Origin of the sequence: Bacillus fonticola (genome assembly GCF_012955605.1) — a bacterium.
Lineage (GTDB): Bacteria > Bacillota > Bacilli > Bacillales > JC228 > Bacillus_CG > Bacillus_CG fonticola.
Map to the genome: position 1 here is coordinate 961908 of NZ_CP052135.1, position 12114 is coordinate 974021.

Below are 12114 nucleotides of genomic sequence, written 5' to 3' on the forward strand. Positions count from 1 at the left end.
GTCATAAAAATATGGAACTATTCTAACTATAAAATACATGCTACAATTATGCCGTATGTAAGGAGGGGGATTGTATGATTGGAGATCGAGTGAAAACCTTTCGTAAAGTAAAAAAGCTATCTATAACAGAATTGGCATACCGAGCGGGAGTCGCTAAAAGTTATATTAGTGACCTGGAGCGGGACGCTAAATCCAATCCCTCTATACACTTCATTGAGAAAATTGCTAAAGTGCTAGACGTACCTGTTGACGAGTTGATTGGTAGAGACTCCCCCGCGTTGGATGGCGAATGGCGGCAAGTCTTAAATGAAGTCATGGAATCGGGTATCTCGAAAGAACAGTTTCGCGAGTTTATAGAATTCCACAAATGGAAAGTTAATGGAGGTAGTAACGAGCGATGACCTGTCAAAGGCTATCGCTCGTTTTCTTTATAAATAACCCTTATTGATGAGTCAGTATGTATCATTCCGATCACTGGGCGATTATTTTTGAAATTGTTGGCAGATGCTGTTCGGGATTGTTTAAATACGCTCGAACTTCTTCAGGAGACAAACCAATTTGCTTAGCGGTGTAGAGTAAATATACCCATTCTTTGTCGATTTCATTTTTTTGTATCGTTTCCATGTTTTGAACTCCTCCTGGATACATTTTTCGTATGCAGGCAACCCAGCCATCCTAGAGGAGTTCTCCGTAGATCTGTGGTTTTGCGTCCCTATTTTTCAATAGGTTTGCCGCTTGCAGCATGCACGTTCTACTACTCAGTCAATGATCAAAGTATATCTCCATATATCTGAAAATTCTGTAGGTACATGTTGGTAGTCATAGGTATATGTACCTATTATTTCGACAAAATCCCAAATATAAACAACTTGGATGAGCATAAAGTTCTGATTATCCCACATTGTCGGATGAGTCATCGCGCCGTTGTTCAATCTTTGTTCTCCATGAAGAACACTAAAATTAAGTATACGCTAGATTCCTTGCAATTTAAAAACATTGAAATCATCCAAAAAACCTATATAAAGAACGAATTTCTTTGATTATCGCTATTTAACTCCATATATCTCCTTATTTCTATTTTCCCAAAAATTCTTTTGTTCTTTATAATGAACAAAAGAATTGTTCTCTATAGGAGGTAATTAGAGTGGTGGGTATTTCAATTCGAGAACTGCGGTTGCGGCGCGGGATGACATTAGGAGAACTGTCAGAGAAGTCTGGTGTGTCAAAGTCTTATTTAAGTTATATAGAAAGAGGTGTACACCAAAACCCGTCGTATAGTATTTTAACACGCATCGCAGATACACTGAACACACCGTTAGAAGAACTAATGAAACAGTCGTCGAGATTAAAACCTGTATCTATCGACGAAGATTGGTTGCACTTATTAAGAGAAGCGATTGCAAAAGGAATGCGCAAGGACGACTTGCTCCAGTTCATTGATTCGATGGAACAAAAGGAGAAGGCGCATGAATCTTCTTAATGTTGTTCGATGGCTATCGATCGCGCTCATCATCGCAGGTCTCACATTTACTCTTTATGCGGTTAATCAAATTTTTGAGTCGAAAAATGCTGAACAACGTGCATTAAATGTAGCGAAACAAATCGTGGAGGGGAAAAGTGTGCCAGACAGGAGAACATTGGAGCCAACAAAAAAAGCTTTTGCAGCTGATATAACGGAAGAATCCTCAGCTAAGCCTATTGAAGGAGATGTAATTGGTATACTTGAAATCCCTGCTATAAAAGCGGAACTCCCTGTTGTAGAAGGAACAGATGAGGATGAATTAGCAAAAGGTGTGGGTCATTACAGTACGACAGCTCTTCCAGGAGAAGGAGACCAAATTTTGCTAAGTGGGCATCGTGACTCTGTGTTCCGGAAACTCGGTGACGTCAAAATAGGTGATGAGTTGACTGTCAGAATGCCGGGTGGGACGTATACGTATATCATGACTTCGAGTAAGATAGTGGACGCCAATGATACAACGGTGATTCGGTCTACTGCTCCAAACGAAATTTTGACACTGTCCACGTGTTATCCATTTGGCTTTCTCGGTGATGCGCCGGATAGATATATTATTGAGGCGGTTTTAAAAGAGGAATGAGTTCTAAATACCAGGAAATGTGGTTTGCTCTACCCAAAGTGGTATATGCAGGAATCCACGATCAGTTATCGGGCGAAGTGAAACAGCATAAATTAAAAAGGGCAGGCTACGTATGTGCCTGCCCAATGAAGGGGTTTTCATCTATTGGTAGACTACACAAACTTCTCTGCCGTCAACACCTCATTTGTCTAGGTTCAGAATCAGTTACTTTACAGTACGTGGTCGTTACTCTTACCCTACATTAGGTTTTCGAGTTTGCAGTAAACTTCTCTTTAACAAACACCCCATTTTCATGGAAATCGTTAAAGGTTCAGAGTTCTGTTTGTACTTCCACTACACTTATCCATAACAACCATCCCCATTTCAAACGTTGCTTTTTTCAGCAATGTTATATGTCAAATGCAGTTGCGTGAGTTGCTGTGTGCCCCTTCGATAATTAGAATGTGCAGCATCACCTTCTTATAAACATGTAATTTTTTCCATCGAGCAGGAGTTTCATTGGTGTTCGTCGAAAGCCTTTGCTAAACTGAACTGAAGGCAGTTGGGTTAAAGAGGAGTGAACAGACATTGTTACAAGTTGAACAGCTAACGGGTGGATACACGAGAACACCGGTGATAAGAGACGTATCATTCCAAGTGAAAAAAGGCGAACTTATGGCGCTGATTGGATTGAACGGAGCTGGGAAAAGCACAACCATTAAACACATTATTGGCTTGATGGAACCACAAAAAGGGAAGATTCTCTTGAATGGAAAACAGCTACAGGATGGACCTGATGAGTTTCGTAAACAATTTACATACATACCGGAGACGCCAATTTTGTATGAGGAACTAACATTAGAGGAGCATTTAGAACTAACAGCGATGGCATATGGTTTGGATCGATCGACTTTTCAAGAGCGAATGCCTATACTGTTGGAGCTTTTTCGCATGGAAAAGCGATTGAAATGGTTCCCTGCGCATTTTTCTAAGGGGATGAAACAAAAGGTAATGATTCTATGCGCATTTTTGGTGCGACCTGATTTGTATGTCATTGATGAACCTTTTGTCGGCCTGGACCCGATCGCTATTCGTGCGCTACTAGATCAGTTAAATGAGGCAAAGTCTGACGGAGCAAGTATTTTAATGTCGACACACATATTGGCTACCGCAGAAAGATATTGTGATCGATTTATCATTCTGCATGAGGGCACATTGCGTGCACAAGGGACATTGGATGAACTAAGAGAACAAGCAGGCAACCGTAATGCGACACTTGATGATTTGTATGTAGAATTTACAAAGGACGGACCTTCCAATGGATAAACTGTTTCGGAATCGATTTCGTGATGCTTTTCAAGAGGTGAAACGTTATCTTCGCTACATGTTTAATGATCATTTATTGTTTGTACTCATCATTTTAATTGGTGGATTCGCGTATACGTATCAAGATTGGGTCAACACGCTTCCAGAGACGTTTCCTGGTGCTTTCCTCACAGCGTTTATACTGGGAATGGCATTAACATTGAGTCGAGCTGTAACGTTGTTAAAGGAACCTGACGTTGTTTTCTGGTTACCAATGGAAAAGCAATTGACGCCATACTTTCAAAAGGCGTTTTTCCTTACGTGGATGTTGCATACTTACGGTTTATTACTACTAGTTGCCGTACTTTTTCCTCTATATATCGCAACGACTGGACAATTACTATTCCTGCCGTTATTGTTGATCGTTATCGTCCTAAAAGGGATTAATTTGTGGATTCGTTGGCATGAAGTGAAGGATCAACAATATTCTGTGTTGCGTCGTGACGCGATAGTACGTTTCGTAATCAATACGGCAATTTTGTATTGGGCGAGCGTTGAAGCTTGGGGGTATAGTGCAGTTGCTTTTGGATTACTTCTCCTTCTTACGTTTTTATCACGGTTTCTCGTGCGCACAAGACCCTTTCCATGGGAGTGGTTGTTAAAGGAGGAAGAAGCGCGCTGGTCGACCTTTTATAGCATCGCCAACTTATTTGCGGACGTACCAAAATTACGGGCAAAGGTAAAGCGACGTCGCGCACTTGACATACTTCTTCAACGTCAAGCGTTTCAAAAGGAATCATCGTACTTCTTTTTATTCTTACGTACTTTTGTGCGCAAAGGGGATTATTTTCCGCTCGTCGTGAGGTTGACAGTCATTGGAGTTGTCGTCATCTGGGTATTCCAATTACAGTGGTCTTCATTGCTCGCTGTGTGGGGAGCGATGTATTTGACGGCTATTCAACTTGTTCCACTATATAAACAGCATGTATCCACTTTATGGTTGAGGCTATACCCGTTGCAACCCCAATGGAAAGAACAGGCCTTTTATAAATTACTTCGGGGCGTATTAATGGTCCAGCTGGTCGTATTATCTGCAGGTGTGGCAATGTTTGTCTCACCTTTTCATAGCCTCATTGCACTTGTAGGTGGATTGCTTCTCGTTTTCGGTGTCACACAAGCCCTTTATAAGCGGCTACAAACCAGTAGGGAGTAGTAGGTGAATGAGATGAATGAGATGGACCAAAGGGCGTACGACGAACTGCAAATATGGGAACGAAAACTTATGAAAAGGCCAGGAATGATGAAGCGTTGGGCAAAAGACACCCAAACCAAAATGAACAGTTACGTTCCACAAAAAGTACATGATGCGATTACAAAGGCGATGAAAGGGATGTTTGAAGGAACGATGGCGGGGTCTTATCGAACGACACGTAAGTTTCCTGAAGCTACGTTGCTTTCTCAAGCAGAGCAGTTGGCAAAGGAACGACTTGCTGTATATCGGAAGACAGCTTCAATAGAAGGAGCTGGAACGGGTGCAGGGGGGATTTTATTAGGACTAGCCGATTTTCCGCTGTTATTAGGGATTAAGATGAAGTGGTTGCATGAATGTGCAGCCATTTACGGTTACGACACGAAGCGAGCCGAAGAAAAACAGTTTTTGTTACTCGTCTTTCAACTGGCTTTTTCTTCTGAAGAGCACCGGGAGAAGACGTGGCAGCGGATCAGAGCGTTTACGAAAGGACGTGAACCACTTGATTGGCATACATTACAACAAGAGTATCGTGACACGATTGATCTAGCAAAGATGGGACAAATGCTTCCAGTCGTTGGAGCGGCAGTGGGAGCTGTTGTCAATTACCAATTACTAGACCGGCTTGGCGAGTATGCACAGTATGCTTTTCGAGCTAGGTGGTTCGCCGAAAATAATGGAAAGTAAAAAAGATGGCGTTTCTACTCGAAAGTAGACGCCATCTTTTTCTGTGGAAAAGGGGTGGAGTTACGCAGAATCCTAAAAATCATATGATTTATCCTATTAGAAAAACCACTTCGGATGTTGATTGAGAAACTACAGGGGGCTCCACTCGCACCGCCTTGATCACAACTAGACTGCTTGTGACCAGTTTCCATGCATGGTTGAGTGCCCAGCTCCATGAATGGCTTATGTCTTTACCGTGCAGATTGGGCCGCAGCTTCCGATGTTTTAGCGTATGTTTGGTATTGGACGGCTGCTGTTGCAAGTGCTTTTGCGGCAACAAGCAATGCATCTTCGTCAATATCAAACTTCGGATGGTGGTGTGGAATCACGTCATCTCTATAGGTTGGCTTTGCACCTGTGAAGAAAAACGTCCCTTTGACATGCTGTAGATAGTACGAAAAGTCTTCGCCACCCATTTGTGGTGGTGTCTCTTCCACTTGTAATACATCTGGTAACGTTTTTGCTTGTTCAACGAAGAACTCCGTCATCTCTTCGTCATTGACAGTTGCAGGATATCCTCGGTGATAGAGAAATTTGTACGTGCTACCATTTGTTAGGCAAACCCCCTTGACGACTTGCTCTAACTCGTTCTCTAACAAGTTACGTACTTCTTCTCGGAATGTTCGAACGGTTCCTTCAAGACGTGCTTTGTCAGCGATAACGTTAAAGGCATTATCAGCCACAAAAGATCCGACACTCACAACAGCAGAATCAATAGGGTCTACACGACGAGATACGAGCTGTTGCAGCTGCACGACAATGCTAGAGGCAGTCGCTACAGCGTCCTTTGTTGTATGAGGCTGTGCTCCGTGACCACCGGCTCCTTGAACGTATACTTCAAAGCGATCGGCTGCAGCCATAATAGGTCCAGTACGATATTGAATTTTTCCAGTCGGCTCCGTTGCCCACAGATGTGTACCAAAAATGACATCGACACCTTCCAGGCAACCGTCCTCGATCATTGCAATTGCGCCGCCTGGAGCGTATTCCTCTGCGTGTTGGTGAATCATGACATACGTGCCTTCTAGTTGTTCACGTTGTTCGTGTAGAACCTTTGCCAGTGTTAAAAGAGTGGCAGTGTGCCCATCGTGACCACAGGCGTGCATCACTCCAGACACTTTGCTTGCATAAGGAACCTCTTTTTCATCTTGGATAGGTAGTGCGTCGAAGTCTGCGCGTAACGCAACCGTCACTCCCGGTTTTGCGCCGTGAATTTTAGCCACTACACCGTTGCCACCTACATTTGTACGAACATCCGTTACACCAATATTTTCATAAAACGAGGCTATGTACTTCGCTGTCTCGTATTCTTGAAAAGAGAGTTCTGGATGTTGATGTAAATAGCGGCGGATCTCCACCGTATCTTGTTGGTACGATTCTAGTTTTGAGAGAATTTGTGAGAGCATGTAAGCATCCTCCTTATCGAAATTATGTGAATGTTTCTGATTAGTATACCACATGCTTCGGTATAGTGAGCGAATCTTTTTCCTGCAAATGAAATGTGATACTTTATAAAGGGTTTAATCAAAACGATAGGGATGTGTAAAAAATTGAATAATGTAGGGATGGAACGCACCAAAATAGACCCTTTGTGGATCGTGCTTGTCATAGGGATCGTTGTTTTTGCGGGGATTGCATTGCTCGTTAAACAAGAGAGGATTACGTGGCTAGATACAAGCTTTTTTCAACTATTCTCATGGGTAGATGACAGACATATCCCCCTATTTGAAGGGTTTTCAGTCCTAGGCTCCCTGCCGGTCATCGTTACACTTACACTGCTATTAATAGGCTATCTCGTCATTGTCCGTAAAGATACGCTTGGAGGTCTCCTTGTCTTTGCCGTCGTAGGTGGAGGAAATCTTTTGCTAGACTTTATAAAAGAGCAAATGGGAAGAGAGCGGCCGGACATCTCTTTAATAGCTGAAGATGGACTAGCATTTCCGAGTGGACACGCGATGATTGGGATCATCATCTACGGTTTTTTAGCGTACTTTGTTGGCCGTAGCATTCAATCACAAAAGATCCGAATAAGTATTGTTCTGTTGTGTAGCGTATTGGCATTGCTCGCAGGGATCAGTCGCTTCGCCCTCGCCGTACACTTTCCTTCTGATGTAATAGCAGGGTATGCACTCGGATTGGCACTATTTGCTTGGAGCGTCCGCATACATAAAAGAGCCCACGGGAAATTTCAGCGAGCAGTCCAAGAAAAATAGAGATGTGGTAACGATAGGTCCACATAGAAAAAGCAATCGGAATTGCTCCGATTGCTTTTTTAGATAGGCTCTTTTCGTATCCTTTGTTGTTTTTACTATACAGTAATCTCATGATGCGACTTACAGCTGTGTTGATTTCCGCTCCAGGCGGACGCTTTCCGCGGGCGGTCAGGGAGCCTCCTCGTCGCTCCGCTCCTGACTCGTATACTCAGTTCGAGTAAATAGTGTTTTTTAATGTAAATCACGATGTTGTACATTAAATGTCCGCTAATTTGGGATGAAAGCGCATTCATTACGAAGGTGATTGGTGTTACCATAAATAGTGCAGGGGGTGTTGTCGTTGGCGCTTAGTGATAGAGGTAAGCGAATATTGGATGAGTTAGTTAGTAATCCAAGTGTCACTAGTATGACCTTGGAAAAAAAATACAGCCTAACCCGTAGACAGTTTGGTTACAGTTTCAACAAAATCAACGAGTGGTTGATGACTAATAATCTCCCAGTAATTGAAAGAACAAGACAAGGTCATTTTATTATTGATCAATCTGTTTTTACAAAACTAAGTGTGGAAGAGGAAGGTGCACCGGTTGACACAACAGTTCTCTCAGAGAGTCAACGTGTCCATTTCATTATAATGATGCTTTTAAGTAGTAACGAAGAGCTTTCACTCAATCACTTCAGCATTGAATTGGATATTAGTAAAAACACCATTCTCAGTGACTTGAAGAGGGTGCAGATGTATTTAAATCAGTATGACTTAAACATCCGATATTCAAGAAAGTCTGGTTATCTACTAGAAGGTAAAGAGTTTCAAATTCGAAAATTACTGATCACATTAACCTACCAATTGCTGAAAGTACCAAATGGAAAAATCAGAATAAAAGCATTAGCTAATATCCATACAGAAGAGATAAATGAATTCAATAATCGAATTGAAAGTGTGGAGAATAATCTGAATTTGAAGTTCACTGATGAGAAAATGGCTACAATGCCTTTCATTCTAATATTAATTCTAAGGAGAATAGAAAAGGGAAATGAAATAAATTCCTTTTCTATTCAGTACAACGAATTATCCACTACGAAGGAATATCAAGCAACTGAGGAGATTTTTCGTGATGTAAAGCAGATTCCAGTCGAAGAACGTTTGTTCATTACATTACATCTTTTGACTACAAATGTATATTGGTCGGAATATTTAACAGATGATGATACTGTTACGAAATTAGTCCCGGCAATTGATACTATGCTTCGTCTGTTTGAAAAGAGTGCATGTATTTATTTGCAGGATCGGGAGCAATTGTTGAACAAACTTTTGCAACATTTAAAACCTGCTTATTACCGAATTAAATATCAGCTTACAGAGATGATTGATATTCAAGAGTCTTTGAGAGGGAAATTTAAAGAGTTGCACCATCTTGTTAAACGTTCTACAGGACCTCTGGAAGATTTAATAGGCTTTGAAATTCCTGCTAGTGAAACCACCTATATCACAATGCTAATAGGTGGGTGGATAACAAGACAGGGTGACAGCATCGAGAAGAAGGTAAAGGCGATTGTTGTATGTCCTCAAGGTGTATCGGTTTCAAAGTTAATGTTTAACGAGTTAAGGGAGTTATTTCCTGGATTTGTGTTTTTAGACTCCTTATCCGTACGTGAATTTCTGGATTATGATTTGGATCATGATATTGTGTTCTCGCCGACTTCTCTAGAAACGGACAAAAAATTGTTTATTTCCAAACCGTTCCTTGGACGCGAGGAGAAATATCGTCTACGAAAACAAGTGATGCTGGCGTTGCACGGATATATCCCTAATGACATTAATGTTCATAGTTTAATAGATATTATAAAAAATCATGGCGTTATCAATAATGAGAAAAGACTAATAGAGGATATACAAAAGTATATTCATCGAGATGAAGAATCATCCATTATACAAGATATGGAAGGTAAAGATATTAGTCTACATGAATTACTGACCCCGCAGTTCATAAGCGTAAGAAAATCAGTAAGAACCTGGGAAGAAGCAGTACAGGTGAGTGCAAAGCCGTTAATTGAGAGCGGTAAAATTGATCCGCGCTATGTTGAGGCGATGATTCTTCACTCGAAAGAGGACCCATACATCGTAATTGGGCCTGATATCGCCATCCCACATGCCACTCCTGAAGAAGGAGTTAATGAAATTGGAATGAGCCTGCTAAGGTTAGAAGAGAGTGTGAAATTCACAGAAAATTACAGCATTAACCTAGTGATTGTAATTGCTGCAGTAGATAAACAGCAGCATATTCATGCATTAACGCAGCTAATGAAACTTGCAGGTTCGGAGAGAGATCGAACTCGTGTCATAAATGCGGCTTCAGTTGAAGAAATTTATGAATTTATAAAATTATATTTTGATTAAGGAAGTAATAACACATAAATAATGAGGTGCGGAAGATGAGTGGGTTATATTTTAACGAATCTGTCATTCTACTAGATATAGAGTGCACTGCGAAAGAAGAAGTTTTAACGGAAATGAGTCGTAATCTAGTAGACAAAGACCTTGTGAAAGAAAGCTTTATCAATGCAATTATTAAAAGAGAAGGTGAATTTCCTACAGGTCTACCAACAGCAGGGGTCTCTGTAGCAATTCCACACACTGATAGTGAACATGTAAATAAAAAAACAATCAGTATAGGTGTTCTAAAAGAGGCTGTTGATTTTGGGGTGATGGGTGATGATAGTGAAACTACACCTGTAAAAATAGTGTTCATGCTTGCAATGGATGAAACACATTCACAGCTTACTTTACTACAAAGGTTAATGGGTGTTTTCCAGAATGAGAATATATTGAATTACTTAGTAAGTGAAAATGATAAAACTACCATTAAACAATTACTAGAACAAAAATTAGATCTAGTAGCACTTTAAGGAGGTGAGTACAAATGAAAAAGAAACAAGTATTGGTAGCATGTGGAGCAGGAATTGCAACATCAACCGTTGTGAATAGTGCAATTGAAGAAATGGCAAAGGAACATAACCTTAAATTGGATCTAGTACAGATCAAGATTACTGAAGTTGGTGGCTATGTAGACACAGCTGATCTACTAGTAACGACAGCAATGACGAAAAAGGAATATCCATTCCCAGTTATAAATGCCCGTTCATTTCTAACTGGTATTGGGACTGAAGACACGAAAAAACAAATTCTTGAAGAACTAATGAAGTAGGTTGTAAGAATCTTGATTTCCCTTAATTAAGGGAAATCGGGATCCACTTATAGAATGTGGGGGAGGAAAGATAAAATGCAAGGTTTTGTGGATTTTATACAAGGGTTTTTAGACTTAGGAGCCACAGTCATTCTACCGGTTGCAATCTTTTTATTAGGTTTATTGTTTGGTCAGAAGCCAGGGAAAGCGTTTCGTTCTGGTTTAACCATCGGGGTGGCTTTTGTTGGTATTTTCTTAGTAGTAGATTTACTCGTTAATAATCTGGGACCAGCAGCACAAGGAATGGTTGATAGATTAGGAGTTGAATTAAATGTTATTGACGTGGGGTGGCCAGCTACATCATCAATCGCCTGGGCATCCGTAGTAGCAGCATTTATCATTCCTCTTGGTCTAATTGTAAACGTCATCATGCTTGTTACGAAAACGACGAAAACAATGAATGTAGATATTTGGAATTTCTGGCATTATACATTCATGGCTGCGATGGTATATGCGATTTCAGACAGCATCGTCCAAGGTCTAATCGCAGCAGTAATATTTCAGGTAGTCACACTAAAAATCGCTGACTGGACAGCTCCAATGGTTAGTGAATTTTACGAATTACCAGGTGTCTCCATTGCAACTGGTAGTACTATTTCTTATGCACCAGGTATTTTCTTGGTGAAATTACTTCAAAAAGTTCCTATTGTGAAAAACTTGAATGCAGATCCAGATTCTATTCAAAAACGATTTGGTATTTTTGGAGAATCTATTTTTATCGGACTATTTTTAGGTGTAGCAATTGGTTTTTTAGCAGGATACGGTGCAGGTGAAGTCATTGAAATTGGTATGGCAATGGCTGCCGTTATGGTATTGATGCCACGTATGGTTAAGATTCTGATGGAAGGTTTAATGCCAGTATCCGAATCTGCTCGTGAATGGTTGTCTAAACGTTTTGGTAACAGAGAAATTTATATCGGACTTGATGCAGCAGTAGCACTTGGACATCCGGCTGTCATTTCGACAGCACTCATCCTAGTTCCAATTACAGTTGTATTGGCAGTCATTTTGCCAGGAAACGCTTTATTGCCGTTTGGTGATTTGGCTACGATTCCCTTTATAGTAGCATTTATCGTTGGTGCTGCGAGAGGTAATATTGTTCATTCCGTCATTGTAGGTACTGTCATGATTGGTTTATCATTGTACCTCGCTACAGATGTTGCACCAGTCTTTACACAAATGGCAATCGATGCTGACTTTAACATGCCAGAAGGTTCAGCTCAAATTTCAAGTATTGACCAAGGTGGTAACTTAGTTAACTGGTTAATTTATAAATTGTTTAACTTGTTTAATTAATCTAG

13 protein-coding genes and 1 riboswitch are annotated in these 12114 nt (G+C 40.8%); of the genes, 11 read left to right on the forward strand and 2 right to left on the reverse strand.

Annotated elements, in window-relative coordinates; genetic code table 11:
• Positions 1-74 precede the first annotated feature (74 nt).
• Positions 75-401 (forward strand): helix-turn-helix domain-containing protein, encoded by a 327-nt coding sequence (locus HHK01_RS04740; protein ID WP_170006646.1) that lies wholly within the window; start codon positions 75-77, stop codon positions 399-401.
• Positions 402-471: 70 nt separating this feature from the next.
• Here HHK01_RS04740 and HHK01_RS04745 read toward each other — a convergent pair whose 3' ends face one another.
• Positions 472-624 (reverse strand): anti-repressor SinI family protein, encoded by a 153-nt coding sequence (locus tag HHK01_RS04745; RefSeq protein ID WP_170006647.1) that lies wholly within the window; start codon positions 622-624, stop codon positions 472-474.
• Positions 625-657: 33 nt separating this feature from the next.
• A riboswitch (cyclic di-GMP riboswitch) is annotated at positions 658-743 on the reverse strand.
• A 401-nt stretch (positions 744-1144) separates the two neighbouring features.
• Between HHK01_RS04745 and HHK01_RS04750 the strand changes: the two genes are divergently transcribed.
• The 5 genes from HHK01_RS04750 to HHK01_RS04770 all read left to right on the forward strand — a co-directional run bounded on the left by HHK01_RS04750 (position 1145) and on the right by HHK01_RS04770 (position 5319).
• The gene (locus tag HHK01_RS04750; protein WP_170006648.1) at positions 1145-1480 is read left to right on the forward strand and encodes a helix-turn-helix domain-containing protein; all 336 of its coding nucleotides are present in this window, start codon (positions 1145-1147) and stop codon (positions 1478-1480) included.
• The gene (locus HHK01_RS04755; RefSeq protein ID WP_170006649.1) at positions 1467-2099 is read left to right on the forward strand and encodes a class D sortase; all 633 of its coding nucleotides are present in this window, start codon (positions 1467-1469) and stop codon (positions 2097-2099) included. Before HHK01_RS04750 ends, HHK01_RS04755 begins: the two co-directional genes overlap by 14 nt.
• Before the next feature lie 567 nt (positions 2100-2666).
• Positions 2667-3404: an ABC transporter ATP-binding protein gene (locus HHK01_RS04760; protein WP_322619380.1), complete on the forward strand. Its 738-nt coding sequence runs from the start codon at positions 2667-2669 to the stop codon at positions 3402-3404.
• Positions 3397-4596 (forward strand): ABC transporter permease, encoded by a 1200-nt coding sequence (locus HHK01_RS04765; protein WP_170006650.1) that lies wholly within the window; start codon positions 3397-3399, stop codon positions 4594-4596. Before HHK01_RS04760 ends, HHK01_RS04765 begins: the two co-directional genes overlap by 8 nt.
• A gap of 12 nt (positions 4597-4608) precedes the next feature.
• Positions 4609-5319 (forward strand): EcsC family protein, encoded by a 711-nt coding sequence (locus tag HHK01_RS04770; protein ID WP_170008660.1) that lies wholly within the window; start codon positions 4609-4611, stop codon positions 5317-5319.
• Between the two features lie 230 nt (positions 5320-5549).
• Here the strand turns inward: HHK01_RS04770 and HHK01_RS04775 are convergent, their stop codons facing one another.
• Positions 5550-6764 carry a M20 family metallopeptidase gene (locus HHK01_RS04775; RefSeq protein ID WP_170006651.1) on the reverse strand — a complete coding sequence of 405 codons (1215 nt, stop codon included), beginning with the start codon at positions 6762-6764 and terminating at the stop codon, positions 5550-5552.
• A 159-nt stretch (positions 6765-6923) separates the two neighbouring features.
• On the opposite strand from HHK01_RS04775, the gene HHK01_RS04780 reads away from it, so the two are divergent.
• From HHK01_RS04780 to HHK01_RS04800, 5 genes are all read left to right on the forward strand, one after another.
• Complete coding sequence (locus HHK01_RS04780; RefSeq protein ID WP_228027659.1) at positions 6924-7571, forward strand: phosphatase PAP2 family protein; 648 nt, start codon at positions 6924-6926, stop codon at positions 7569-7571.
• A gap of 340 nt (positions 7572-7911) precedes the next feature.
• On the forward strand, positions 7912-9966 hold the full coding sequence (locus HHK01_RS04785; protein WP_170006653.1) for a BglG family transcription antiterminator: 2055 nt from the start codon (positions 7912-7914) through the stop codon (positions 9964-9966).
• A 35-nt stretch (positions 9967-10001) separates the two neighbouring features.
• A complete protein-coding gene (locus tag HHK01_RS04790; RefSeq protein ID WP_170006654.1) occupies positions 10002-10475 on the forward strand; it encodes a PTS sugar transporter subunit IIA in 474 nt (157 codons plus the stop codon).
• A 14-nt stretch (positions 10476-10489) separates the two neighbouring features.
• Positions 10490-10774: a PTS sugar transporter subunit IIB gene (locus HHK01_RS04795; RefSeq protein ID WP_170006655.1), complete on the forward strand. Its 285-nt coding sequence runs from the start codon at positions 10490-10492 to the stop codon at positions 10772-10774.
• 75 nt (positions 10775-10849) lie between these two features.
• Positions 10850-12109 (forward strand): galactitol-specific PTS transporter subunit IIC, encoded by a 1260-nt coding sequence (locus HHK01_RS04800; protein ID WP_170006656.1) that lies wholly within the window; start codon positions 10850-10852, stop codon positions 12107-12109.
• The last annotated feature ends 5 nt before the right edge of the window (positions 12110-12114 follow it).